This window comes from Shewanella sp. SP2S2-6, from assembly GCF_031931965.1.
Lineage (GTDB): Bacteria > Pseudomonadota > Gammaproteobacteria > Enterobacterales > Shewanellaceae > Shewanella > Shewanella baltica.
On record NZ_JAUOEQ010000003.1, the window covers coordinates 201960 to 228027 of the forward strand.

The 26068-nt window shown below is 47.5% G+C and carries 27 protein-coding genes; 4 read left to right on the plus strand and 23 right to left on the minus strand.

Annotated features, from left to right (window positions below):
• Window positions 1–64: 64 nt before the first annotated feature.
• Window positions 65–532: a DNA starvation/stationary phase protection protein DpsA gene (gene dpsA / locus Q4Q57_RS04090; RefSeq protein WP_006082763.1), complete on the minus strand. Its 468-nt coding sequence runs from the start codon at window positions 530–532 to the stop codon at window positions 65–67.
• Between the two features lie 253 nt (window positions 533–785).
• Here dpsA and Q4Q57_RS04095 point away from each other — a divergent pair, with 253 nt between their 5' ends.
• Both Q4Q57_RS04095 and Q4Q57_RS04100 read left to right on the plus strand, forming a co-directional pair.
• The gene (locus tag Q4Q57_RS04095; RefSeq protein WP_106651378.1) at window positions 786–1151 is read left to right on the plus strand and encodes a hypothetical protein; all 366 of its coding nucleotides are present in this window, start codon (window positions 786–788) and stop codon (window positions 1149–1151) included.
• Between the two features lie 48 nt (window positions 1152–1199).
• The gene (locus Q4Q57_RS04100; RefSeq protein WP_409438184.1) at window positions 1200–1763 is read left to right on the plus strand and encodes a GNAT family N-acetyltransferase; all 564 of its coding nucleotides are present in this window, start codon (window positions 1200–1202) and stop codon (window positions 1761–1763) included.
• A 194-nt stretch (window positions 1764–1957) separates the two neighbouring features.
• Here Q4Q57_RS04100 and lipA read toward each other — a convergent pair whose 3' ends face one another.
• The 14 genes from lipA to leuS form a co-directional block, all read right to left on the minus strand.
• Entirely contained in the window at window positions 1958–2923 is a 966-nt protein-coding gene (gene lipA / locus Q4Q57_RS04105) for a lipoyl synthase (protein ID WP_063883372.1), read from the minus strand.
• A complete protein-coding gene (gene lipB, locus Q4Q57_RS04110; RefSeq protein WP_006082759.1) occupies window positions 2920–3573 on the minus strand; it encodes a lipoyl(octanoyl) transferase LipB in 654 nt (217 codons plus the stop codon). Before lipB ends, lipA begins: the two co-directional genes overlap by 4 nt.
• Before the next feature lie 93 nt (window positions 3574–3666).
• Window positions 3667–3933, minus strand: coding sequence for a DUF493 family protein YbeD (ybeD, locus tag Q4Q57_RS04115; RefSeq protein WP_063883373.1), 267 nt, complete (start codon window positions 3931–3933; stop codon window positions 3667–3669).
• Between the two features lie 119 nt (window positions 3934–4052).
• Window positions 4053–5228, minus strand: a complete 1176-nt coding sequence (locus tag Q4Q57_RS04120) for a serine hydrolase (RefSeq protein ID WP_106651376.1) — start codon at window positions 5226–5228, stop codon at window positions 4053–4055.
• Window positions 5229–5369: 141 nt separating this feature from the next.
• A complete protein-coding gene (locus Q4Q57_RS04125) occupies window positions 5370–6203 on the minus strand; it encodes a septal ring lytic transglycosylase RlpA family protein (protein WP_220590935.1) in 834 nt (277 codons plus the stop codon).
• Window positions 6187–7257 (minus strand): lytic murein transglycosylase B, encoded by a 1071-nt coding sequence (mltB, locus tag Q4Q57_RS04130; RefSeq protein WP_311889906.1) that lies wholly within the window; start codon window positions 7255–7257, stop codon window positions 6187–6189. The genes Q4Q57_RS04125 and mltB overlap by 17 nt, the downstream gene beginning before the upstream one ends.
• 16 nt (window positions 7258–7273) lie before the next feature.
• A complete protein-coding gene (gene rodA / locus Q4Q57_RS04135) occupies window positions 7274–8380 on the minus strand; it encodes a rod shape-determining protein RodA (RefSeq protein ID WP_106651373.1) in 1107 nt (368 codons plus the stop codon).
• On the minus strand, window positions 8377–10233 hold the full coding sequence (gene mrdA, locus Q4Q57_RS04140; RefSeq protein ID WP_106651372.1) for a penicillin-binding protein 2: 1857 nt from the start codon (window positions 10231–10233) through the stop codon (window positions 8377–8379). The genes rodA and mrdA overlap by 4 nt, the downstream gene beginning before the upstream one ends.
• Before the next feature lie 61 nt (window positions 10234–10294).
• Window positions 10295–10765 carry a 23S rRNA (pseudouridine(1915)-N(3))-methyltransferase RlmH gene (rlmH, locus tag Q4Q57_RS04145; protein WP_006082752.1) on the minus strand — a complete coding sequence of 157 codons (471 nt, stop codon included), beginning with the start codon at window positions 10763–10765 and terminating at the stop codon, window positions 10295–10297.
• Window positions 10765–11094 (minus strand): ribosome silencing factor, encoded by a 330-nt coding sequence (gene rsfS, locus Q4Q57_RS04150; protein ID WP_106651371.1) that lies wholly within the window; start codon window positions 11092–11094, stop codon window positions 10765–10767. The genes rlmH and rsfS overlap by 1 nt, the downstream gene beginning before the upstream one ends.
• A gap of 107 nt (window positions 11095–11201) precedes the next feature.
• Window positions 11202–11852: a nicotinate-nucleotide adenylyltransferase gene (gene nadD, locus Q4Q57_RS04155; protein WP_311889907.1), complete on the minus strand. Its 651-nt coding sequence runs from the start codon at window positions 11850–11852 to the stop codon at window positions 11202–11204.
• Window positions 11853–11876: 24 nt separating this feature from the next.
• On the minus strand, window positions 11877–12908 hold the full coding sequence (gene holA / locus Q4Q57_RS04160; RefSeq protein WP_311889908.1) for a DNA polymerase III subunit delta: 1032 nt from the start codon (window positions 12906–12908) through the stop codon (window positions 11877–11879).
• A 53-nt stretch (window positions 12909–12961) separates the two neighbouring features.
• Window positions 12962–13456: an LPS assembly lipoprotein LptE gene (gene lptE / locus Q4Q57_RS04165; RefSeq protein WP_006086960.1), complete on the minus strand. Its 495-nt coding sequence runs from the start codon at window positions 13454–13456 to the stop codon at window positions 12962–12964.
• Between the two features lie 100 nt (window positions 13457–13556).
• Window positions 13557–16136, minus strand: a complete 2580-nt coding sequence (gene leuS, locus Q4Q57_RS04170) for a leucine--tRNA ligase (protein WP_311889910.1) — start codon at window positions 16134–16136, stop codon at window positions 13557–13559.
• Window positions 16137–16257: 121 nt separating this feature from the next.
• On the opposite strand from leuS, the gene Q4Q57_RS04175 reads away from it, so the two are divergent.
• The gene (locus Q4Q57_RS04175) at window positions 16258–16758 is read left to right on the plus strand and encodes a zinc ribbon-containing protein (RefSeq protein ID WP_006082746.1); all 501 of its coding nucleotides are present in this window, start codon (window positions 16258–16260) and stop codon (window positions 16756–16758) included.
• A gap of 98 nt (window positions 16759–16856) precedes the next feature.
• On the opposite strand, the gene Q4Q57_RS04180 is transcribed toward Q4Q57_RS04175, so the two are convergent.
• The 8 genes from Q4Q57_RS04180 to Q4Q57_RS04215 all read right to left on the minus strand — a co-directional run bounded on the left by Q4Q57_RS04180 (window position 16857) and on the right by Q4Q57_RS04215 (window position 24367).
• The gene (locus Q4Q57_RS04180) at window positions 16857–17516 is read right to left on the minus strand and encodes a class I SAM-dependent methyltransferase (RefSeq protein ID WP_006082745.1); all 660 of its coding nucleotides are present in this window, start codon (window positions 17514–17516) and stop codon (window positions 16857–16859) included.
• Between the two features lie 222 nt (window positions 17517–17738).
• Window positions 17739–18242, minus strand: coding sequence for a Tfp pilus assembly protein FimT/FimU (locus Q4Q57_RS04185; protein ID WP_071938415.1), 504 nt, complete (start codon window positions 18240–18242; stop codon window positions 17739–17741).
• A 10-nt stretch (window positions 18243–18252) separates the two neighbouring features.
• Complete coding sequence (gene lnt, locus Q4Q57_RS04190) at window positions 18253–19827, minus strand: apolipoprotein N-acyltransferase (RefSeq protein ID WP_311889914.1); 1575 nt, start codon at window positions 19825–19827, stop codon at window positions 18253–18255.
• A 6-nt stretch (window positions 19828–19833) separates the two neighbouring features.
• Window positions 19834–20709, minus strand: coding sequence for a CNNM family magnesium/cobalt transport protein CorC (gene corC, locus Q4Q57_RS04195; RefSeq protein ID WP_006082742.1), 876 nt, complete (start codon window positions 20707–20709; stop codon window positions 19834–19836).
• A 40-nt stretch (window positions 20710–20749) separates the two neighbouring features.
• Window positions 20750–21211: an rRNA maturation RNase YbeY gene (gene ybeY, locus Q4Q57_RS04200; RefSeq protein ID WP_311889916.1), complete on the minus strand. Its 462-nt coding sequence runs from the start codon at window positions 21209–21211 to the stop codon at window positions 20750–20752.
• Window positions 21201–22247 (minus strand): PhoH family protein, encoded by a 1047-nt coding sequence (locus tag Q4Q57_RS04205; RefSeq protein WP_006082740.1) that lies wholly within the window; start codon window positions 22245–22247, stop codon window positions 21201–21203. The genes ybeY and Q4Q57_RS04205 overlap by 11 nt, the downstream gene beginning before the upstream one ends.
• Window positions 22248–22449: 202 nt before the next feature.
• Window positions 22450–23874 (minus strand): tRNA (N6-isopentenyl adenosine(37)-C2)-methylthiotransferase MiaB, encoded by a 1425-nt coding sequence (gene miaB, locus Q4Q57_RS04210; protein WP_311889919.1) that lies wholly within the window; start codon window positions 23872–23874, stop codon window positions 22450–22452.
• An 85-nt stretch (window positions 23875–23959) separates the two neighbouring features.
• Window positions 23960–24367 carry a hypothetical protein gene (locus Q4Q57_RS04215; protein WP_311889921.1) on the minus strand — a complete coding sequence of 136 codons (408 nt, stop codon included), beginning with the start codon at window positions 24365–24367 and terminating at the stop codon, window positions 23960–23962.
• 431 nt (window positions 24368–24798) lie between these two features.
• Here Q4Q57_RS04215 and Q4Q57_RS04220 point away from each other — a divergent pair, with 431 nt between their 5' ends.
• Window positions 24799–26061, plus strand: coding sequence for an FAD-dependent monooxygenase (locus tag Q4Q57_RS04220; protein ID WP_311889923.1), 1263 nt, complete (start codon window positions 24799–24801; stop codon window positions 26059–26061).
• Window positions 26062–26068 lie beyond the last annotated feature (7 nt).

The window sequence follows — 26068 nt, forward strand, 5'->3', positions numbered from 1 at the left end:
AAGTCGCCAAGCGGTTATGCTTGGCGACTTTTTGTTTGGCTTGTGCCGCAATAGGGTTAGTCAATTATTCCGTTAATAAGCTGCGTAGCATCCAGGCATTTTTCTCATGCTGTTGAATGCGCTGGGTAAGCAAGTCCGCCGTGGCTTCATCATTAGCTTGATTCACCAGTGGATACAGGGCTCTAGCATTACGGATCACTAACTCTTGATCGTTTAACAATTCGCGGATCATGGTTTCGGCTTTGGTGACGCCCTGATCTTCTTTAATTTCAGTCAGTGCGGCATAAGCCGAATAGGACCCTAGCGCTCTGGCGCCTAATGCACGTACTCGCTCTGCGATAAGGTCGACCGCAAGGGCAAGCTCGGTATACTGCTGTTCAAATAGCAAATGCAGGCTAGTGAACATGGGGCCGGTAACGTTCCAGTGAAAGCTGTGAGTCTTAAGGTAAAGACTGTAGCTGTCTGCCAATAGTTGGTTAAGGCCAGCGGCGATTTCTTCTCTGTTGGCTTGATTGATACCTATGTTAATCATGGCGTTCTCCTGCTATTGTCTTACTGAGTGCATTCAGTCTAATCTTTTGATATTAAATGTAAAATGAGTAAATTAGATTTTGTAAATCTATAAATTCGATTGAACATTCCTGCGTTAAACGCCGTAATGGTGCAGCCATTAATCGGCTTGATATCAGCTCCATTAACCGCGTGGCAGTAACAATGCCTAGGCAGAACTGCTATCCTAGCGGCATGTTGTGAGTCGATACTTGAATTGAATAAAACTGACCCTAATGAATAAATCAGCCTATTTAACCGCCATGAATGTGACAACTTGGCGAGTGCGCGACACTAAGGTGAAACCTTATTTAGTGATTTGGGATGAACACGGTGAGTTACCCGAGGCTGAGCCACTGATTGACGCTGTGCTAACACTTATCGACATAAAGCGTGATGAATGTGATTTTGATTGTGAGCCCCATACGGGTAAACAGATCGTTTGGGATCTGCGACGTCACAAAGTTAGGCCACGTACCGCATGGTTAGTGTCTGAACCCTTGGCCGATTTATTAGTGGGTTGGCAGGCTAAAAGCGCGCTCTGGCAGCAGATTTACCAATGGCGCGAGCAAGTGAGTGGTCAAGCTCCAAGCAAGTCTTGATCTTTACTCGTAAATATCATTAATAACCAATACTTTGGAATACCAGCGTTGAACATCCCACCAGAAGATAGTCTATTCACAACACCCTTCGCAGCACAATTGACAGCAGGTTTGCCTGTTGAGCTTGTGGCACTCACGCTTAAAGATGTTCCTCAAATGGCGCAGCTTGAATCTATGGCCCATAGCCACCCCATGAGTGCGGGGAACCTTGCCGATTGTTTCGGGCATTTGTACCGTGTTTTAGGTTTAAAGCTGAGTGCAGGATCAGATGCTAATACTAACGCGGCTTCAGATCCGGATTCTGTCGATGGACTTTTAGGCTTTGCAATAGTGCAGCAAATTGTCGATGAAGTGACTTTATTGGATATTTGCCTATTACCAAGCCAGCAGGGTAAAGGCTACGGCAAGTTATTACTGAATGCTGTGGTGGCTTCGGCCAAGGCATCAGCCGCCGTGGTGCTTATGCTAGAAGTGCGAGAATCCAATCTTGCCGCCCGTGCTTTATATCAAAAGGCTGGCTTTATTGAATCGGGACGTCGCAAAGGTTACTACCCAATAGCAGGCGGTAAAGAAGACGCTATCTTGATGGATTTAGCGATAACCCAAGAATAAGTTGAGCATTAGCGTTCATGCTGTAAAACGATGGCTAGTTGAGTAGTGGTTATAAACAACAGCCATAAAACATTTCATAAAAAAAAACAGCGCTTAAGCGCTGTTTTTTATTTGGATAACCCTGAACTCTATATCACTTAAATTCAGCATCACCTGAAGTTTGCATCAAGGTTATCTGCATCTGAGCAAGAAGGTTATTTCACTTCTTTACCTTGGGCTTGCAGATCCGCATGGTAGCTTGAGCGCACTAATGGGCCACAGGCTGCATGGGTAAACCCTAACTCATCGGCTAAGGCTTTAAGCTCGTCAAACTCTGCTGGTGGCACATAACGTTCAACCGGTAAGTGGAACTTAGATGGTTGTAGGTATTGGCCTAAGGTCAGCATTTCAACGTTGTGGGCGCGCAAGTCACGTAATACTTGAGCGATTTCTTCGTTGGTCTCACCCAGTCCCATCATCAGGCCAGATTTAGTGGGCACATTGGGATGACGCTCTTTAAAGCGTTTGAGCAGATCGAGCGACCATTGGTAATTCGCGCCCGGGCGCGCTTTACGATAATGCATTGGCGCCGTTTCTAAGTTGTGGTTGAACACATCAGGCGGCTCTGTCGATAAAATATCTAAGGCGGCATCGATACGACCACGGAAATCAGGCACTAAGGTTTCGATCTTGATATCTGGATTCAGTTTACGAATTTCGCGGATACAATCGGCAAAATGCTGGGCGCCACCATCACGTAAATCGTCACGATCTACCGAAGTGATAACCACGTATTTCAGCTTCATATCGCGGATCGTTTGCGCCAATTTAACCGGCTCTTCAGCGTCAGGCTTAAGCGGACGACCATGGGCTACGTCGCAGAATGGGCAACGACGGGTACAAATCGCACCCAAAATCATAAAGGTCGCTGTGCCGTGGTTAAAGCATTCGGCGAGGTTAGGGCAAGAAGCCTCTTCACAGACCGAGTGCAGGCCATTTTTACGCAGCGCTTGCTTGATATCTAAAATGCGTTGATTCGATGCCGGCAGTTTAACCCGTAACCAATCGGGTTTACGCAACATAGTGTCGCGCTCTGAGGGGACGATTTTGACCGGAATACGAGACACTTTATCGGCATCTCTTAATTTTACTCCGGGTTGTAAACGTTCAGGCCTATTCATGACGCTGCTAATCCTTGATGATGAACTAGGTGTTGATAGCCCAGTAATTGGCTAAAAGTAATGGTGAGTTGCTCGCCCGCTTCAATCACGGTTTGTGGTCCGCCAAGCGCTTTGCATTGCACCATTTCAAGACCGGCATAACCACAAGGGTTGATGCGGCGAAATGGCGCCAGATCCATGTCGACATTGAGGGCTAATCCATGGAATGAACAGCCTTTACGAATGCGTAATCCTAGGGAGGCGATTTTGCGTTCATCCACATATACGCCTGGCGCATCGGCCTTGGCATAAGCGTTAATGTCGTACTTGGCGAGCATATCGACAATGCTTTGCTCTATATGGGTGACGAGTTGACGTACGCCGACTTTACTACGTTTTATATCGAGAAGAGGATATACCACTAGTTGGCCTGGGCCGTGGTAAGTGACTTGACCGCCGCGGTCCACTTGGATAACCGGAATATCGCCAGCATTTAAAATATGCTCGCTTTTGCCGGCTTGGCCTTGGGTAAACACGGGCGGATGCTCGACAATCCACAGTTCATCATGGCTTTCGCTGTCGCGCGTATCAGTGTAATGCTGCATCGCATGCCACACTGATTCGTAATCTTGTTTTCCAAGATGTCGAATGTGCAAAGTCGTGTCTTGCAAGGGCAACCTCTCCCCTTAGAATTGAGTGGCGCTATTATACGCCTCTTGACCATAAATGTAAGACAGATCACATTTCATGGCCTTGAGGAATATTTATAGTACGCGGCGTACGCCTTCGATGGCGGCAAGTTCTGTGTACAAAATTTCGATATGGTCTTTGCTGGTCACAGTCACGCGGATAGTAATGGAGTGATAGCTACCTTTGCTCGATGTTTTGGTCGATGGCGAATAATCACCTGGTGCATGTTTTTGGACCACAGCCACGACTTTGTCAGTTAGCGTTTCATGGGCTTCGCCGACGACCTTGAAAGGAAATGCGCAGGGGAAATCCATCAGTTCATCAAATTTAGTGCCTAACATAATCAGTACTCTTAGCTGTTTCAATGAAGTCTATATGGTGGTTATTATACCCGATTCAAGGGCGGCGGCAGCCAAAAAAATAAAGCCACCCAGAGGTGGCTTTATTTATATGATTTAGCTTAGCTAAACCAACCAGAAAACAGTTGTTTAAAGTAATCAACTAATTTACTAAACCAGCTGCCTTCGTTGACTTCTTGCAATGTCACCAGTGGGAACTGGGCAATATCTTTACCGTCAAGTTGGAAGAATAGACGGCCAACCGTTTCGCCTTTCTTCAAAGGAGCATCTAATGGTTTAGTCAGTTCGAAGTTGGCTTTTAAGTCTTTACCACGGCCACGGCTAATAGTGATAGGGGTATCAGTTGCTACGCCTAAATCAACCGTGCTCTTGTCACCGTACCAAATCGGCTGAGTAATAAAGCTGTCGCCAGCTTTATAGGGGGTTACCGTTTCGAAAAAGCGGAAGCCATAGGTCAGTAATTTCTTACTTTCAGCTTTACGGGCTGATTCACTTTGCGTGCCCATTACCACTGAAATTAAGCGCATGCCGTCTTTGGTGGCCGATGCCACTAAGTTGTAGCCTGCACCTGAGGTGTGGCCGGTTTTAATGCCGTCCACGTTCATGCTGTTATCCCACAATAAGCCATTACGGTTGTATTGTTTGATACCATTGAAGGTATAGAATTTCTCGCTGTAGACGCGGTATTCTTCTGGTACGTCGCGAATTAACGCGGCGCCTAATAACGCCATATCATAGGCGGTAGATTTGTGATTTTCTGCATCTAAACCGTGGGAGTTTTCGAAGTAGCTATCACGCATTCCCAGTTGTTTGGCCCATGAATTCATCATGTCAACGAAGGCGCCTTCAGTACCGGCTATGTGTTCGGCCATGGCCACACATGCATCGTTACCCGATTGAATAATGATACCGCGGTTTAGATCGCCTACTTTAACCGTAGTGCCGACTTCAATGAACATCTTAGAAGAGTCAGAGAAGTTTTTAGACCAAGCATTTTTACTGATAGTCACATCATCATCAACGGAGACATTGCCCGCTTTGATTTCTTGACCGATCACGTAACTGGTCATCATCTTAGTTAGACTGGCTGGGTTAAGGCTTTCGTAAGCGTTACTTTCAGCGATAATCTGGCCCGAATTATAATCCATCAATACGAACGCTTTGGCGGCTACTGAAGGTGCATCAGGTGTAATAATAGGCTGCGCAGCATAAACGGGGAGAGAGACACTGGAAATTAGCAGCAATGTTTTAATGGGACTTTTTACAAAATTCATCATTAACTTGGCACGTCTTTTAGTTGTATGAAATGGAAAGGATTCGAGAAGATCTTCAACAGTGTACCACTTTCCGACAGTGGGTTTTAGTGAAGGTTCCTTCATCTCTATTTTTAAATCAATTCTGATCAGAGCAAACGGTCATTATTCATGGACGATATAGCCCTCAGGAAACCCATTTTGCTTGACGTTATTGAGCAGCTTGTCGGCTAACTCAGGCTGACCTATGGGGCCGAGCTGTAGTCTAAACATATTGTTTGCCGCTTGTACACGGGTCTTGACCTGATATTTCTGTTCAAGATTCTTCGCCATGGCATTGAGTTTGGCTTTATCTTTGGAGGCCACTAACTGAATGTAATGATTACCCGTATCTTGAGCGCTGGCTACGGCCGAATTAGTGGCCGCAACACTGCCAATATAAACCACATCCAGTTTGATCCGCGCCGTACCTTTGCCGAGCATGCCGAGTTTATAGGCGGCGGCGTAGGAGACATCGAGAATGCGATCTGAGTGGAATGGCCCACGATCGTTGATGCGAATGATCACTTGCTTATTGTTCTCTAAGTTAGTGATCCGAGCGTAACTCGGCAGTGGCAGTGTCTTATGGGCGCCAGACATAGAATACATGTCATAGGGCTCGCCATTAGAGGTCTCGTAGCCATGGAATTTTTCACCATACCAAGAGGCGCGGCCAGTTTCACTAAAGCCTTGGCCCGTGTTCATCACAGTATAGGACTCACCGTAAACCGTATAAGGTTTGTTGCCACGGCGGCTATAGGGCTCGTACTTAGGCGTCGCGTTCGGCACATTATCCACATTCGGTGGGTTCAGTGGCAGCTTGTCATTCTTCAGCGAATAACGGCCCTTGTTCGGGTCCATATTTTTCTTGCTGGCGTTGTTTGGGCTCGAAGAACACGCCGCAAGGGCGAAGCACATAACTAAGGCGGCAAGCTGTAAAAGATTATTTTTTAGAGGCATGCTGTTCTTTTAATTGTTGGCTAAATTGATAAACGGCCATTGAATACAAAGGGCTACGATTATAGCGAGTGATCACATAAAAGTTATTTAAGCCAAGCCAGTATTCACTGTGATCGGCTTGTTCTAGCTCAATCAATAAGGCTTTTTGCGAAACATCTAAGTCCCGCGCATCGGCGAGGGCTAAGGTCGGCGTTAAAATATCTGCAACTTTATAGTTCAGCTTTTCACCTGCCCACACTTTCGCTTTAGGTGCTGCTTTGCTGTTATTGACTAACGGTAAAGCGACCGGCGCATTGGCTTGCCAACCGTGTTCATGGAAATAATTGGCCACACTGCCGATAGCATCCTCTGGACTTTGTAATAGGTCGCGATTGCCGCTGCCATCGAAATCAACCGCGTAATGGCGGTAACTAGAGGGAATAAACTGCCCATAACCCATAGCACCCGCGTAGGAGCCCTTGAGGGTATCGATATCTAAATGTTCTTCTTTCACTAACTTCATTAACTCGCAAAATTCCTTACGGAAAAAGGTGGCGCGCGGCGGATAGTGAAAACCTAAGGTATAGAGGGCATCAATCACAGGATAATTGCCCGTGTATTGGCCGTAGAAGGTTTCAATGCCGATAATGGCGACAATAATCTGTGGGTCAACGTTGTACTTAGCCGCGGCTTTCGCGATGGTTTTCTCGTGTTTTTTCCAAAAGGCGAGACCAGCGTCGAGGCGTTTCTCGGTTAAGAAGATGGGATAATACACATGCCAAGGTTTTGCTTCCCATGGACGAGTCATCGCATCGATAACCCCTTGGTTGTATTTTGCCTTGTCGAGAAAAGCGAGCACTTCTGCACGAGTAAAACCTTGTTTTACTTGAGCTTGGATAAACTCTTCTTTGAGTTCAGCGGGAATTGTGGGCGCGACTTCAGCGGCCGGAGCCACTGGCGTGCTTGGAACGGGTGCCTGCGGGGGTGTCGGTTCGTTCGCCGTGGTACAGGCGACTAACAATGAACTAAAACACAGTAAACCGAGTGGAGCTAAAAAAGCTCGGAGAGTAGGCATGAAAAGTCCCTAAAAATTATCTATCTACGAAACGTCTATGGGTATGAATGCTCATAAGAATGCCAAACCCTGTCATCAATGTCAGCATGGAGGTTCCACCATAACTGACAAGGGGCAGTGGTACACCTACCACGGGCAGGATACCTGAAACCATGCCAATATTCACAAAAACATAAACGAAAAAAGTTAGCGTGATACTACCGGCCAGTAGTCGAGCGAAACTGGTTTGGGCGCGTGAAGCGATGACTAAGCCGCGGCCAATAATATAGAGATACATAATTAACAGTAAGATACTGCCAATTAGGCCAAATTCTTCACCGATCACCGCAAAGATAAAATCGGTATGGCGCTCGGGGATAAATTCAAGTTGCGATTGAGTACCGTCGAGCCAGCCTTTGCCCCAAAGTCCGCCGGAGCCAATCGCGATTTTTGACTGAATAATGTGATAACCCGCCCCCAATGGATCTTGCTCAGGATCGAGTAAGGTTAATACCCGCGTTCTTTGGTAATCGTGCATCAAGAAATACCAAAGAATAGGTAGGAAGGCGAGTACTGCCGCGATAAAACCGCCGACAATGATCCAACTCATGCCCGATAAAAACAACACGAAAATCCCCGATGCGGCCACCAGAATCGAGGTTCCGAGGTCGGGTTGTTTCGCGATAAGCAGAGTCGGCACCAGTAAGATTACAGCAGCACCAGCAAGATAGCGTTTCTTGGGCGGCAGAGGGAACTTACTGATATACCAAGCCATTGTGATGGGGAAGGCAAGCTTAATCAGTTCTGAGGGTTGAAACTCCATAAAGCCTAAGTTCAACCAGCGTTGTGCGCCTTTGTTAATTTCACCGAAAAAATGTACCCCGAGCAGCAAGACAATCCCCGCCAGATAAATGGGTAGGGCCCAGCGTTTTAGCGCCTCAGGATTGATCTGAGCCATAGTGAACATAATGCCGAGCGATAACACCATACGGAATAGCTGCCGCTCCATCATCTCTAAATCTTCGCCGCTGGCAGAATAGATGACGAACAGGCCAAAGCCCATGACAGCCAATAGGCCGAGCAATAATGGCAAGTCTATGTGCAAGCGTTGCCAGATGTTTTGATATTGGCTATGGCTACTCATGGCTGCGGTTTCCAAGTATCTCTAAGCATATATTCATCGAGCATGGCGCGGGCGACAGGGCCAGCATTTGCGCCACCCCATCCTGCGTTTTCCATCACGACGGCGAGGACGATTTTAGGATCTTCGAAGGGCGCATAGGCCACAACTAAGGCATTATCGCGGAAATGTTCGGCAATTTTATTTGCATCATATTTGGTATTTTCGGCCACGCCAATGACCTGCGCCGTGCCGGTTTTCATTGCGGCGGTGTAAGTGGCATCAGTGAAACGTGACTTATGTGCCGTCTGGCGCATCGCTTCGTTAATGATATTCCAGTTACGGGGGTTTTTAAGTTCGATTGGTGGTAACTCATTAATCGGAGAGTCAATTTTGGCAGTATTGTCTTTAATCGATCTCAGCAGATGCGGCGGGAAACGACGGCCCTTATTCGCCATAATGCCTACTGCATTCGCCAATTGTAATGGGGTTGCCGTCCAATAGCCTTGGCCGATGCCGACGGAAATGGTGTCACCTATGTACCAAGCTTGATTGTATTTCAAGCGTTTCCATTCTTTGGATGGCATGTTGCCAGCTGATTCTTCAAAGATATCGATACCAGTATTTTGACCAAAACCAAATTGTTCCATAAAGCGAGCAATATGGTCGACACCGACTTTATAGGCGAGTTCGTAGAAGAAGGTATCACAGGATTCAGTAATGGCACTGTAGACGTTAACCCAGCCGTGTCCCCAGCGTTTCCAGTCGCGGTACTTACGTTCAACACCAGGAATCTGCCAAAAACCTGGGTCCCATACGCGGGTGCTCTCGGTAATGACTTTTTCATCAAGCCCTAAAAGTCCAAGATGTGGCTTGATGGTTGATGCTGGCGCATATTGGCCTTGGGTTGCACGGTTGATCAAAGGTCGTGATTTATCATTGAGCAAGGCGCTGTAATCTTTGTTATTAATCCCTTGCACAAATTGGTTTGGATCATAGCTTGGACTCGAGACCATAGCTAAAACCCCACCATCACGGGGATCGATTGCGACAATAGAACCACGCAAACCTGTGAGTAGCTCAACCGCTTTTTGTTGCAGCTTGAGATCTAAGGTCAGGTAAATATCTTGTCCCGGCTCTGGCGGTACTATTTTTAAGGTACGAATTGCGCGGCCGCGGTTGTTCACTTCTTCTTCTAAGTGACCCGGTTTGCCATGCAGTAGGGACTCATAAAACTTTTCAATGCCTTGCTTACCAATGTCCTTGGTGGCCGCATAGTTTTTCCACAGATCGCTGCGCTCTAACTGGGCTCTGTCTCGGGTGTTAATTTTGCCAACATAACCCAGCACATGGGTGATTTGCGCGCCGTAGGGATAATTACGCTTCAGACCCGCTTCGACGGAAATGCCTGGAAATTTATGTTGGTTAACACTGAAAATCGCCACTTGCTCTTCGGTGAGCTGGTTTTTGAGCGTCAGTGGTTTGAAGCGGCGATGAAATTTCAGCGCTTCGGTAAAGGTTTCGCGTTCATCTTCACTGATCTCAATTAACTTGCCGAGCTCATCTAAGGTCTCTGACATGTTACTGATTTTTTCAGGAACCAGATCGAGGGAATAGAAGGGTAAGTTTTCGGCTAACAGCACGCCGTTACGATCGTAAATGAGGCCGCGACTAGGAGCAATGGGAACAACACGAATGCGATTATCATTCGAGCGAGTTGCATAATCCTTATAGGATTCAACCTGTAAATGATAAAGGTTGGTGACTAATACGCTTAATAGGGCGAAAACGCAAAAAAAAGTGAATAGCGCTCGGCGCTTAAAAAGAGACGCCTCGGCGGCGTGATCATGCATTGTTATCCGCTTTTTTGGCGACACTTATGCTATCTCCGGCTGATCCCATGACGGGTGGTTGACACTCGTTAACATCAAGATCCCGCTATTCTCTATGGTAGGGGTGATTCGTGTTCACGCTCCACGCGCGGTACAAACTTTCGGCGACTACAACCCTAACTAAGGGATGAGGTAAGGTTAATGCCGATAGGCACCAACTTTGGTTTGCCGCTTCTTTGCAAGCTGGCGCTAATCCTTCAGGTCCGCCGATCAGTAAACTGACGTCGCGACCATCGAGTTGCCATTTAGTCAACGCGGTTGCAAGCTCGGGGGTCGTCCAGTTTTTTCCGGGGAGATCTAAGCTAACAATATGATTGCCTTTGGGAATGGCCGCCAACATTTGTTCGCCTTCTTTTTGAAGGATCCGGACAATGTCGGCATTTTTCCCCCGCTTTCCAGCGGGTATTTCGATAAGCTCCAGCGCCATATCACGGGGAAAACGGCGCTGGTATTCTTCGAAACCACGGGTAACCCAATCGGGCATCCGTGTTCCTACTGCGATGAGCTGTAACTTCATCAGTCTTGCTTTTCTGACCAGAGCTTTTCAAGCTGGTAGAAATCACGGGTTTGATCTTGCATAACGTGCAGGATCACATCGCCCATGTCCACAAGAACCCATTCGCTGCTTTCGCGGCCTTCAACACCTAAAGGTGGAATACCGGCTTGCTTCGCTTCAACCACAAGGTTTTCAGCGATAGCTTTAACGTGAGTCTTTGATGTACCTGAACATATGACCATGTAGTCAGTGATGTTAGATTGCTTGCTGACATCCAGAACAACAACGTCTCTGGCTTTTAAGTCGTCGATCTTGTCGACAACAAACTGTTTTAATTCCGCGCTCTGCACGCTGGCGTACCTCATTAATTTTAAATAGCGCGGTAGTATACCAGTGTTGCTTGCCGGAATACATTGCCATTGGCAGTTGAGTGGGCGATATCTGCTTACGTTTCGAGCTAAGGTAAGTAAAGTCGTTGATTTTGGATGTAATCTAGCGTGACGGGCATGAGTAAATCGGCGGGGATTTCGCCTTTTGCCAGTTGTTCACGAATGAGCGTCGAGGAAATATCCTGTGGTGTAATCGCCACAGGGAAAATCTGCCCACAGTTTTTATGGACACTGCTAGCACGACCTTCCACTGTCCCTTGGGGCGCTTGACTGCGGGCCGTCAATACCTGTTGCATAGGATGCTCTGCATCGAGCTGCCAACCCGGGCGCTGACAGACAACGAGATGGGCAAAGTCGAATAGGCGTTGCCACTCATGCCAGCTTTTTAATTGAATGAAAGAGTCCATCCCCATGATAAAAAACAGCTCATCTTCAGGATGTAAGCTTTTCAGTTGCTCAAGCGTGACAACTGTGTAGGAAGGCGTGTCGCGTTTGGCTTCGATGTCGCACAGTGCAAATCCGTCGAGTTGCTGACAGACATCGGCTACCATTTTGAGGCGCTGTGTTGTGGTTAAGTTCGGCTGCTGTTTATGGGGCGGAATATGGTTCGGCATCAGCAGGATTTTATCCAAGGCTAATGCTTGTTTCACTTCCATCGCCGGACGGATATGACCATAGTGTATCGGGTCGAAAGTGCCGCCTAAAATACCAATACGCATATCAAGCCTTTGGTTAACCTATGATTAGTCTATGGCTATATGTGCCAGATGCCGATGGGCTCTAGGATCAAATAACAGACACAGGTGGCTCAGACCGGTCCAATCCTCTTTCCCCTGTTGCTTTAAGTTGAGCTCAAGTTTCGAGGCGAGGGCGAGCATGTGTTCGAGTTGTTCAAGGCTGAGTCGTTGCAGTGCCGCTTGATACAGTGGCTTACGTTTATCCCAAATTCGATGTTTACCCCAGAGTGCACTGAGCGCAACGCCTTGGGCTTGCTCGCATTTCAAATTGAATAACAAACCGAGTTCTTTAAACAAGGCCCACAGCAGGATAGGTAAGGCAGTGCCTTCGCCATTGAGCTGGGCTAGCATGTGCTGCGCGCTATCCTGTTTATTATTCAGCAATGCATCCGTGAGTTGGAATACGGTGAAGCGCGACTGATCTTCAAAATAGTGGCCCAGTTCGTCGGCACTGACGGGTTTTGCTGGGCTCAGGAGTTGCAGCAACTGCATGGCTTGATCGGCAGCCAGTAAATTCCCTTCATACAGAGAATGCAACATAGAACGGGCATCAGGCTGTAGATTGAGCTTAAAGTGCTTGATGCGGCCATCGAGCCAGCGCATAAACTGCTCGCCCTCTGGCGTGGCGCAGGGCAGATACATGCCATGGGCATCTAAGGTCTTAAACCATTTACTGTTGGTTTGCTCTGTGGCGAGCTTTGGCCCTTCGATAATCAACAGCATATCGGGATTGGGCGTCTGTAATAGGGCTTGCAGTGTGCTTGAGCCTTCGGCACCGGGCTTAGCTTGGGGAAGGGTTAGCTCAATCAAGCGTTTACTGGAAAACAGGCTCATGGCCTGCCATTCCTGAGTCAGATCGTTCCAATTAAAGCCCGTCTCTTGAATGAGTTGGACTTTTTCATCGAATCCCTGACGCTTGGCGAATTGGCGGATCTGATCTTTGGTGGTTTCAATCAACCAAGGATCATCCCCAAAAATCAGATAACAAGGAAATAACTGGTTAAGGTGGCGGGAGAGTTGATCGGGATAGACTCTCATTTAGTTGATTATCCGCATTTAGTAGATTATCCGCATTTAATTGATGACCCGCATTAATTCACCTCAGTACTGGCCATCGCTTGCAGAATACGATCCGCAGCTTGGATACGCATTTCCTTCGTCAGCAATTCCATTTCACGACTCTTTGCCAATGCGGTACGTGGATCGTCTAAGTAGTCGCGGCGAATTTCAACCTTGAAAGGCTGCGCTTCTTTGCCCGGCAGTGCCACAGCAAATTCGACTAAATAAATCAGCTCATACTCGGCGACGTTACCTGTGGGGTATAAAGATAAGGTCGAGCGTTCTAGGGAGTCGGTGATTAGCCTTAATACTGGAACGTCATCGGCGGCGTCGACAACTTGGATATTGTTCAAGCGCAGGCGTTCACGCACCAAACGGGTGAGTTCGCTGTATTCATCCGCGCTGCTCAAACTCAAATGATTGAGGACATCGGGGATTTGATAACTGCGTTGAAGCTTAAAACCGCAACCGGCGCTGGTCATAATCACTAGCGCCATGATTGCGAAGCATATGCGTTTGATTAGCATAGATTTCGCGGTTTCCTATTCGTTGTATACCCTGCGGACTTGAAGTTGCAGCTATGCTGCAACTTCAATAGCTTTGAGTATAGCGAGTTATTAGCAGCCGTTAGTTAGCCACTATGCTAAGCAGTTTGCCCGGCACATAGATCACTTTACGCACAGTCAGGCCGTCTAGGTATTTGATCACGTGCTCATCACTCATGCCTAAGGCTTCTACTGATTCTTTATCAGCATCGGCAGCCACTGTGATTTTTGCGCGAACTTTACCGTTAACTTGCACAACGATGAGCTTGCTGTCTTCAACTAGCGCCGCTTCATCAACGACTGGCCATTGGCTGTCTTCGATGTTGCTGCTGTTGCCTAACTCGTTCCACAGGTTAAAGCTCACATGCGGAATGATAGGGTACAGCAAACGCACTATGGCTGATAAGGCTTCGCCGATAATGGCGTTGTCTTGACCTGTGGTTTGTGGCGCTTTTTGCAGATGGTTCATCAGTTCCATCACGGCGGCAACCGCAGTGTTGAACATCTGACGGCGGCCGATATCGTCGGTCACTTTAGCGATAGTCTTGTGGACTTCACGGCGCAGCGCTTTTTGGTCGCTTGTTAACGTGCTGACATCTAAGGCTTCGCTGTTATCTTGGTTCACATGCTCGTTTGCCAGTTTCCACAGACGTTTAATGAAGCGGTGTGCGCCTTCAACGCCAGACTCTTGCCATTCCAGAGTTAATTCTGGTGGTGAGGCGAACATCATAAATAGGCGAACTGTATCGGCGCCATATTTTTCGACCATGACTTGTGGATCGATACCGTTGTTTTTCGACTTAGACATCTTGCTCATGCCGGTATAAACCAGCTCGTTGCCGTCTTTGTCGATAGCCTTAGTAATGCGGCCCTTGTCGTCTTTTTCTGTGGTCGCTACATCTAAAGGAGAAACCCACACACGGGCGCCTTTTTCATTGATGTAGTAGAAGGCATCTGCCAACACCATACCTTGGGTCAGCAGTTGTTTGGCTGGCTCGTTAGAGTTAACCAGACCTGCATCACGCAGCAACTTGTGGAAGAAGCGGAAATATAACAAATGCATACACGCGTGTTCGATACCGCCAATGTATTGATCCACGGGTAGCCAGTAGTTGGCTTTAGCAGGATCTAACATTTCGTCTGCATGCGGGCTGCAGTAACGGGCGTAATACCAAGACGATTCCATAAAGGTATCGAAGGTATCGGTTTCGCGCAGCGCATCTTGACCGTTGACTTGGGTTTTCGCCCATTCTTTATCGGCCTTGATTGGGCTTTGAATCCCGTCCATCACCACATCTTCTGGCAGTAATACTGGCAGTTGATCTGCTGGCGTTGGGATCACAGTGCCGTCGGCTAAGGTCACCATAGGGATTGGTGCGCCCCAGTAACGCTGACGTGAAACACCCCAATCGCGCAGGCGATAGTTGACTTGGCGCTTGCCTTTACCTTCGGCGACTAACTTGTTGGCGATGGCATTAAAGCCCGCTTCAAAGTCTAAACCGTCAAACTCTCCCGAGTTAAACAGTACGCCTTTTTCGGTATAAGCGGCTTCGCTAATGTCGACGTCGCCATCAACTGGCTTGATCACAGCTTCAATCGCCAGACCGTATTTTTTCGCAAATTCGAAGTCACGTTGATCGTGGCCTGGAACTGACATCACAGCGCCTGTGCCATAGTTCATCAACACAAAGTTAGCTGCCCAAATCGGGACTTGCTTACCAGTGATAGGATGAATGGCGAAAAGCCCTGTGGCGACACCGCGTTTTTCCATGGTCGCGAGTTCGGCTTCTGATGTTGTGCTGTTTTTGCACTCATCGATAAAGGCGGCAAGCTCAGGATTATTGTGCGCGGCGATTTCAGCCAATGGATGACCTGCGGCAATCGCCACATAAGTCACGCCCATTAAGGTATCAGGACGCGTGGTATAGATATCGAAGCTTTTATCGTGGCCTGCGACGCCGAAGGTCATTTCTACGCCTTCGCTGCGACCAATCCAGTTACGTTGCATGGTTTTGACCTGATCAGGCCAACCATCTAAGGTATCGATATCGTTTAATAATTCTTCTGCATAGGCAGTGATCTTAATAAACCACTGTGGAATTTCTTTTTGTTCCACAGGGGTATCACAGCGCCAGCAGCAACCGTCTTGAACTTGCTCGTTCGCCAGTACGGTTTCATCATTTGGACACCAGTTGACTGAAGCTGTCTTTTTATAGACTAGGCCTTTCTCGTACAACTTAGTGAAGAACCATTGTTCCCAGCGATAATATTCTGGGGTACAAGTGGCGATTTCACGGCTCCAATCGTAACCAAAACCCAGCAGTTTCAGCTGGTTCTTCATGTACTCTATGTTTTCATAGGTCCATGGCGCAGGCGCAGTCTTGTTGTTAATCGCGGCATTTTCTGCGGGCAGACCAAATGAGTCCCAACCGATAGGCTGGAGCACGTTTTTGCCTTGAAGACGTTGAAAGCGTGCAACTACGTCACCTATGGTATAGTTGCGTACGTGTCCCATGTGGAGTCTGCCAGAAGGGTACGGAAACATCGAAAGGCAATAAAACTTTTCTTTGTTTGCGTCTTCAGTGACTTCGAAGGTTTTGTTGTCATGCCAGTGCTTTTGCACTAAGGCTTCAATTTCTGAGGGATTATATTGCTCTTGCATCACTCTATTTCCGGCAGTGCCGCCTATTATTTGATCTAACGCCATATCAGCGCGAGTAAGATCTGCATAGAATAAACTAGAAGCGATGCATTAAAAAGGTTCGTATGAAGGAGTATTGGTTATGAATGATAGAAGTAACGTGTTACTAGGACTGTATCAAGCCTTAATTACCGAAGTGAAAGCTCAATTTGCAGAAGATAACACGCTGACTGTAAAGAACTTATTTAACTCTGTCACTCAAGGTAAGGAGTTTTTACGTCTTAAACAACAGGCTGGAGAAGATGAGCTCGCTTTAGTAGAACAATTCTTAAAACGTGATATTACCAGTTTTCTTCGCGAGCAGAACGCCGATAGTCTGAGCCACAGCCAAACTGTGATTACTTTGGAGAATACGCTTTGGCATTGGTTGGGTGAAATAACCGATCGCAGCCAAGTGGAATGGCATGAATTAACGCAAGATTTTAAGCAAAATGGTTATTACAAAAGTGGCGACATAGTAAGTCAGGGCATCATGGTATGCACTAACTGTGGCAATGAAATGAGTATTGAATTTCCGAGTCCCATCCCAGATTGCCCAGAGTGTGATCACGAAGAATTTACCCGCGAGCCGCTAACGCCTTAGTCGCGTTAACGATCTTATTTCGTTAAAACGACGCATCTGCGTCGTTTTTTTTGATCAATTAAACCGAAATCACCGCTATCTTGGTCAATCAGACAATATCAGCTGTTCGTACGACAGTAACTGAGGATTTGGCCACCGAAAGGCGCCAATAAGAATTCAGTGTGAATGGGTTTATGTTGTGTGTGTTCGTAACCTAAGGTGACCATACGTTTACTGAATTTGGCATGATTACCACGACCGGGATCAACCAAGACCACATCGCAAACCGGTTTAGCATGCTGCTCAATAAATTGTGACAACAGATCGGCATGTTCTTGTTCGTACAAGAGATCGCTACCAATGATCAGATCAAATAAGCCTAAATTTGTTTCTGCATCAGCCCAGCCAGTGCGCACAAACGGGATCGCCCGACCATGATTTAAATCGACATTCTGCTTAAGGAAATTTCCTGATTCTGGGTGATAGTCGGTTGCTGTGATATCGGCGTGCCTATGGTTCAGCACTAGACTCGCGAGCCCAATGCCACAGCCCACTTCAAGAATACGTTTATTGCCAATTTTGTAGTCTGCCATGTGGTGTGAGAGCACTTGGCTCGATGGCCAGACTATGCCAAATAACGGCCAAGTTGCGGAGGAAATACCGAGCTTTTCAGCTTCGCCATCGATGTCGTCAAATTCCTGATTGTCTCTTAGGGTTCTGACATGAATATCGAGATCGCCAAACTCGTGGGTTTGGTAGCGCACGCGAAGCAGTGCCATAGAGTTGCCTTGATGTGTACCTTAGTTAAGGAACGAGGTAATGGTACCAATCTATTGGCTATGCAGACACAGTAACAGCAACAGCAACAGCAACAGCAACAGCAACAGTAACTATGATTGGTATAAGGCCACGTCTAATCGTTCACCTTAACGTGGAACGCGCAATCAGCCTAATCTATTCGCAGACAATTGCGGGATAACACAGATTAACTGAGTGTCAGCCTAACAACCTTGGGTGTTGATATCATATAGCGGCGGGGTGTTAGCATCGCTGGCTTGGGTGTAGCGGAAATAGCATTGATCGTCATCTACTAAGGTATTGTTGTTAAGATCGTAACCTATGTAAGTGATATCAACGCCTTGATATTGAATGATGAGCTTATCATCTGAGGTGATCCAGTTTTCCACATCGGTATTATCGAGGTAACCCCATTTCAATCTGGTATCGGGCGTGCCATCACCATTGAGGTCGATATCAATAATATCGTCGCGGCCTGCAACGGCTTGGCTTCGCAGGCTGGGCATTTGCGTTTTAGAGTAGGCCAGTGTGTTGGCGGTTTTTACGCTGGCCTGTAATTGGCTCAAGGTTTGTACCCGAGCCTCTTTACTCAAACCGATAAATTTAGGCGCGGCAATCACTGCCAAGATCCCAAGTACAATAATCACCACGACCAGTTCAATCAAGGTAAAGCCAGCCGCATCTTGTTTATTGATTGGGTAACACATGGTCTTGATCCTATTGCGCTTTTACACGTCGGCCAAAGCCGAGTAATACCAGTAAACCACAGAGCAGTAGCAGGGGGGGTTGACCTAATTTTGCGAACCAAGTTTGGCCTGTTACCAAGGGAATGGTTGCGCTTAGCACGCCGGTTTCAAACTGGGGTAAGGATGCTGTGATATTGCCATGCTCATCGACTACCGCAGTCACGCCATTGTTGGTTGCCCGCAATAAAGGGCGCCCCAATTCAACTGCGCGCATTTGGGCGATTTCCATATGTTGTAATGGGCCGTTTGAACTACCAAACCAAGCATCGTTAGAGACAGTTAACAGTATATCTGTCCCTTGATTAACGCTGTCGCGTAATTGCTCTGGGAAGGCAATTTCATAACAAATCGCGGGCGCGATTTTATGGCCTAGGGCACTTAGATTTGGCTGTTGATATTCGCCTCTGGCAAAGGAGGACATAGGCAAATTAAAGAAAGGCGCAATCGGGCGCAGCAGCGCCTCAAAGGGCACAAACTCGCCAATCGGCAACAGATGATGTTTCTTAAATTGATTGCTACCATCGCCCTCATAGTCAGGGCCAGCTTGTTGTTTCTGATTATGATTACCAAGCACAATCAATGAATTATAAAACTCGTTATTTTGATGGCTGATAATGCCAGTGATGATTGACGTATGGTTTAGATTGGCGACTTTATTGGCGTTATCTAAAAAGTCCTGCACCATAGATTCTGGCGCGGGAACTGCCGCTTCTGGCCAAATAATGATATCGGCATCAAAATGTTCGCGGGATAAATCCATGTATTTTAATAGGGTAGGCCACAGGGCGTCGGGTTCCCACTTCATGCTTTGGGGAATATTGCCTTGCACCAGTGCCACTTTAACATTTTCACCCGTAGGATGAATGTCGGAAACCTTAGGTGCAGCCCAAACGGCCAGAATACTGAGCGGCAGTAAAAGCAGTAAACTCTTATAACGCTTAGTAAAACAAAGGGCTAATGCACCAGCGAGCATGGCCAGCACAAAGCTTAACCCGAGTGCGCCTATAATACTGGCAAGGGGTTTTAGCGGCCCTTGGGTTTGAGAGTAACCGGCCCATAACCAGGGGAAACCTGTCATCACCCAGCCACGAGCCCATTCGGTCAAGGTCCACAGGGCGGGGAAGAGGGCGAGATTACGCCAAAGGCTAAACGTGGTTTCGCCATTTTTACTGAGCGTTTTAGTTAACCAAGCCAGCGCTAAACCTGTTAGTGCGGGATATAAGGCTAAGTACAAAGCCAACAAGGCCATCAAGCCAACAGAGGCGATGAGCGGCATACCACCAAAGGTATCCATACTCACATGTACCCAGCTGATCCCTACGGCAAAACAGCCAAACCCAAAGCTTAACCAATAGTAAAAGCTCGCCTTAGCGTCAAGCGCTCGGCTATGCCAGAGGGCAATCGCCATGGCAAACGGATAGATTATCCAAATGGAATAGGGCGCAAATGAAAGCGCCGTACTGGCGCCAAGGGCAAATGCCAGTACGAGTCTCAAAGCACTAGGTCGGGACTTTTGTTGGGCAAAAGCCCGGATTTGTTTTAGCACGAGTGATTATTCTACGTCTTCGCCAGTATTAGGATCGGGGAGTTTAACTCTGAGTTGGATTAAACGCCTTGTGTCAGCATTGATCACTTTAAATTCGATGCCTTCAATGATGATGCTCTCGTTGCGTTCTGGCAGATGGCCAAAGGCGTGTGAGACTAAGCCACCGACGGTATCAAACTCTTCATCGCTGAATTCAGTATTGAATTCTTCGTTGAAATCTTCGATTGGCGTCAAGGCCTTAACCATATAAACCGTGTTGCCGACTTTGCGGATCTCGGTTTCTTCCGTGCTATCGTGGTCGAATTCGTCTTCAATCTCACCGACAATTTCTTCCAAAATATCTTCGATAGTCACGAGTCCCGATACGCCGCCGTACTCGTCAACCACAATCGCCATGTGATAGCGCTGAGATCGGAATTCTTTTAGCAATACATCAACGCGTTTGCTTTCGGGTACAACCACAGCAGGACGGATCACGCGGTCCAGTGAGAAGGGCTCATCACTGTTGGAGAAACCGTAAGGGATCAAATCTTTGGCAAGTAATATGCCTTCGATATGGTCTTTATCTTCGTTAACGACGGGGAAGCGCGAGTGACCTGAACCAATCACTGTGGCGAGTAATTCTTCGACCGAGTTGTCTATCTGGAGGGCGACAATTTGAGCTCTTGGGATCATGATATCCCGAACACGCATATCAGAAACGTCTAATACACCTTTTATCATCTCGCGGGTGTCTTGAGTGATCAGATCGCGCTGTTCTGCACCATCAATCACATCGACTAAATCTTCGCGATTTTGAGGTTCGCCCTGAAATAGCTGACTTACTCTATCAAACCAACCTTTCTTGTGGGCGTTCGTACTCGGGGGGATATCGTCACTCATAGTTTTCTCATTAGCTTTTGATAGGGATTATCTTAGCTAACTATTGTTCCTTATATGGGTCAGTAAAGCCTAAGCCTTCAATGAGTTGGGTCTCTAACGACTCCATCTCTTCAGCTTCTTCATCTTCGATGTGATCATACCCTAGCAGATGCAAGCAACCATGTACAACCATGTGTGCCCAGTGCGCTTCTAAGGTTTTTTGTTGCTCACGGGCTTCATTTTCAACGACTGCCGCGCAAATGACAAGATCTCCTAGTAAAGGAAGTTCAATTTCTGGCGGTGCCTCAAAGGGAAATGACAGCACATTGGTCGGTTTGTCTTTGCCGCGGTAGGTGCTATTGAGCATCTGACTCTCGCGGCTTTCGACTATACGTATGGTTAATTCAGCTTCATCCATGCTATTACCAATCGCGGTCGTGACCCAAAGGGCGAATTGCTCGTCCGTTGGCAACCAGTCGCAGGTGGTGGCATGTTGAATATCTAAGGCTAAATCAAGACTCATGTGCTGCGGCTTCCTGTTGTTTCTGGTATTGGCTTTCTTTCTTAGCCTTTAAGGTTTGCTCTTTTAAATCAAAGGCCTCATAGGCTTCGACGATACGAGCAACCACAGGATGGCGCACTACATCTTGTGAGACGAAAAAGTTAAAGCTGATTTCTTCGACTTGGCTTAACACTTCAATCGCGTGACGTAGTCCTGACTTTTGATGTTTAGGTAAGTCGGTTTGAGTGATGTCGCCTGTGATCACCGCACGGGAATTGAAACCGATACGGGTAAGGAACATCTTCATCTGCTCGATTGTGGTGTTTTGACTTTCATCGAGAATAATAAAGGCATCGTTCAAGGTACGGCCGCGCATATAGGCAAGCGGTGCCACTTCGATGACGTTTTTCTCAATTAAGCGTTCCACTTTTTCAAAGCCGAGCATTTCGAATAACGCATCGTAGAGGGGGCGTAGATAGGGGTCGACCTTTTGACTTAAGTCACCGGGTAAGAAACCGAGTTTTTCACCCGCTTCCACTGCAGGGCGAGTCAGCAGAATGCGGCGCACTTCTTGGCGCTCTAACGCATCTACTGCCGCTGCTACGGCAAGGTAGGTTTTGCCCGTTCCTGCAGGACCAATACCAAAGGTAATGTCGTGGCGAACAATATTGGCCACATATAAGCTTTGATTCGGATTGCGTGGCTTAATGACGCCACGGCGGGTTTTGATATTAATGCTGCTGTCATCGCTCGCATCTTCTTGCTCTAGGGCGATGGCTTCTTGAATGGCGATATGGACTTGCTCAGGCTCAAGATCGGGCGTGCTGCCTTTGACCGTTTGGGTCTCGATATAGAGCTCTTTGAGTAAGTTGTTGGCGCTTAAACAATTGCGTGGCAGTCCGGTGATCTGAAAATGATTGTTTTTACGGACGATTTCAACGCCAACGCGACGCTCAATCTGTTTGATATTGTCATCGAATGGACCGCAAAGTGAAGCCAAACGGCGGGTTTCTGCGGGTTCGAGATACAGATTCATGGTAGTTAATTTACTGGACAAATAGCACTCCCAATAGCGAATAAGAAAGCAAGGTTGATGTCGCTAAACCCTTGCAAGATAATTTCAGTTTACGAGCCATAGCCGATAATTGCTAACGGAAAATAACAATTGCCTCGGTAGACTTAAACAAAAGTGCGTGAAAGCAAAAAGGGCGACTAAGTCGCCCTTTTCTATATAGGTACTGTTTAAGCCGATTTAAAGCTTATGGCTTAAATTGAGTCACACCCAGTTCATCATCTTGTTTGCGCTTGGCCAGAATTTCAGCCGGACGCAGGCTACGACGTAGATCCATTTCATCTTCGCCGCGGATAAAGACACCGCGCAGTGAGTTAGTGTATACGTCGACGATTTCGACATCTACGAAAGTACCAATGTGTTTTGGCTGACCTTCGAAGTTCACCACTCGGTTGTTCTCAGTACGGCCACGCAGTTCCATTGGGTTTTTCACCGATGGACCTTCAACCAGAATACGTTGCACTGTGCCCATCATGTGGCGGCTGTAGCGCATGGCTTGCTGGGTGATGCGGTCTTGCAGAATCGCGAGACGTTGCTTTTTCTCTTCCATATCGACGTTATCGGGTAAATCCGCCGCTGGCGTGCCCGGACGTGCGCTATAGATAAAGCTAAAGCTGTGGTCGAAACCTATGTCTTCAATTAATTTCATAGTATCGGCAAAGTCTTCTTTGGTTTCGCCTGGGAAGCCAATGATAAAGTCTGAGCTGATTTGAATGCCTTCACGGGCTTTACGCAGGCGGCGGATAATTGACTTATATTCAATCGCCATGTGGCCGCGCTTCATCGCCGTGAGAATACGGTCAGAACCCGATTGCACTGGCAAGTGTAAGAAGCTCACTAGCTCTGGGGTATCTTCGTAAACGTCGATAATATCTTGTGTAAATTCAATCGGGTGACTGGTCGTGAAGCGAATACGGTCGATACCGTCGATGGCTGCCACAAAACGCAGTAATTCAGCAAAGGTACAGATGCCGTCATCGTGGGTTGCGCCGCGATAGGCATTGACGTTTTGGCCAAGCAGGTTCACTTCACGCACACCTTGCTCCGCCAATTGGGCGATCTCAAGGATGATGTCGTCCGATGGACGGCTGACTTCTTCGCCGCGCGTATAAGGAACCACACAGAATGAACAGTATTTGCTGCAACCTTCCATGATAGACACGAACGCCGTTGGGCCTTCGGCGCGTGGCTCTGGCAGGCGATCGAATTTTTCGATTTCAGGGAAGCTGATATCGATAACCGCTTTGTCACCACGGCGTACTTGCTCGATCATATCGGGCAGACGGTGTAATGTCTGTGGTCCAAAAATAATGTCGACACATTGGGCTCTGTCTTTAATCGCTTTGCCTTCTTGTGAAGCAACGCAGCCGCCCACGCCAATAATCAAATTGGGATTTTTATCTTTAAGCGTCTTCCAGCGTCCTAGCTGATGGAACACTTTTTCCTGCGCTTTTTCACGGATTGAACAAGTGTTCAGCAGGAGAATGTCTGCCTCAGACGCTTCTTCAGTCAAGGTATAACCTTGGTATTCGCCTAACAGATCAGCCATCTTGGATGAGTCATACTCATTCATTTGACAGCCCCAAGTCTTGATATGGAGTTTCTTACTCATCAGTTGTGTCGCCCTAAGATGACCAATAAAAATAGCGCGACATTTTACCTGCTGTTATGGCTGCTGACCAGCTTTGTCCTCACTTTTACCTGTTGGCTTTTGCCGAGGGTGATACCCATACAAATGCTAGGTTTTTATTACTCGCTTGTACTTGGGCGAGGTTAAGACGGTTAACATGCTGAGCTTTGGCCATTTCCATCAAGCTATTGCGTGCTTGAATGCCGATGTCTTCACGAATTTCGAGTCGAAATGCGCTCAACATTTCCGTGGTATGTTGATATAAGGCATAATCGAGCGGGTCGCGATAGGTCACTGTGATGGTTTCAATGTTTGGGCTCGCGGCAGAGTCAGTTGCTGAGTTAGCCTCCATGGCTTGGCCTAGCGGTGTAATACCTAGTGTGAGTGCTGTGCCCAATGTAAATGCTGTGCCTAGTGTAAGTGCGCTGCAAATTAATAAGCGGCTGGCTATGGGTAAAAGAGTCAGTGTTTTCATGACATCCTCGCTAATTTATACGGTGGATTCACTTGTTAACTCGTCCAATACGGCTTAGGGCTGGGTGCTAGTTAAGTGAGAGTGTTCAGCACGGATAACGCCAGCCAAATCACAAAATCGCGATTAAGTGATTTTGGCTATGATGCCCGTGCCACTTGAGTTTAGTCAGTGTTGAAACGGGTAAGTCTTGTCTTTGTAAGCAACTGTGAGCAGACGGGCTGATAGCAACATTTGCTCACGTTTGAGTGCTAAGAGACATACTGTTGATACAAAGTTCGTGGCTTTCTCCTGCATCAGGTTTGGTCAATGCTGTCTGGGTAAAATAGCTGGCGCATAGACTTGCGCATAGATAGTGTAAAGACGTCGCTTGGGCAGCAATAAACATGGCAATAAACATGGCAATAAAGGTGGTAACTAAGGTGGTAAGTAAGATGAGCCAAATTGATGAAGCAAGTGCACCGATGACATCTGATACAACTCATTCTGACGTCACTCATGTTGAAGGCACTCATGTTAAAGACGCTGAGTTCGATGTCATTCTCGTCGGCGGCGGTATGGTCGGTGCGGCGACAGCAATTGGATTAGCCCAGCAGGGCTTGCAAGTGGCGGTGATTGAATCATTTGCGCCAGAGGCTTATCAAGCCGAGCAGCCGTTAGATGTGCGAGTCTCGGCCATTAGTGTGGCCTCTGAAACGCTGCTTGAACGTCTTGGCGCCTTGGACTCACTGCTGAAAATGCGCAATGTGCCTTATCTTGGCTTAGAAACTTGGGAGCTTGATGGCTGCATCACCCAATTCCACAGTTCACAAATTGGCGCCAGCCATTTAGGCCATATAGTTGAAAACCGTTTAATCCAACTTGCCCTGTGGCAACAGATGGCGCAATTGGCCGGCATCACTTTATATTGTCCCGATAAAGTGGCGGCATTTGCCCGTGAGAACGACAGTGTAAGTGTGCACTTACAATCGAATCATAAACTTAACGCTAAGTTATTGGTCGGTGCCGACGGTGCGCACTCGCAGGTGCGCCAATGGGCGGGGATTGGTATATCGGGTTGGGATTATGCTCAATCGGCAATGCTGATCAATATCCGCACCGCACAGGGCCAGCAAGATGTCACATGGCAGCAGTTTACGCCCAAAGGACCGCGTTCCTTATTACCTCTGCCCGGTAATAACGCTTCGCTGGTGTGGTACGACGATGCCAATCGAATAAAACAGTTAATGCAGCTGAATAATAAACAGCTCGCAGAGCAGATACGTTTGCATTTCCCTGCGCGCCTAGATGCCGATTTTACCGTTGAGAATAAAGGCAGTTTTGGTCTAACTCGTCGCCATGCGCAGCGCTACTATAGTCAGAACTTGGTGATTTTAGGGGATGCCGCCCACACTATTAATCCGCTCGCTGGCCAAGGGGTGAACCTTGGGTTTAAGGATGTTGAAGCGTTTTTGGCGGTCATCAAGGATGCATTAACCCAAGATAATACCTGGTGGTCGAATGAAGTGCTGGCCCAATATCAGCACAAACGTTATCGCGATAACCAGCTGATGATGACGGCGATGGATGTGTTTTACGCCGGTTTTAGCAACGATATCTTGCCGCTTAAGCTGCTGCGTAATGGCGCGTTAAAGTTGGCAAACATCGATTCTCCAATCAAAAAGACCGTTCTTAAATATGCAATGGGGCTTAATTAATCCTGAG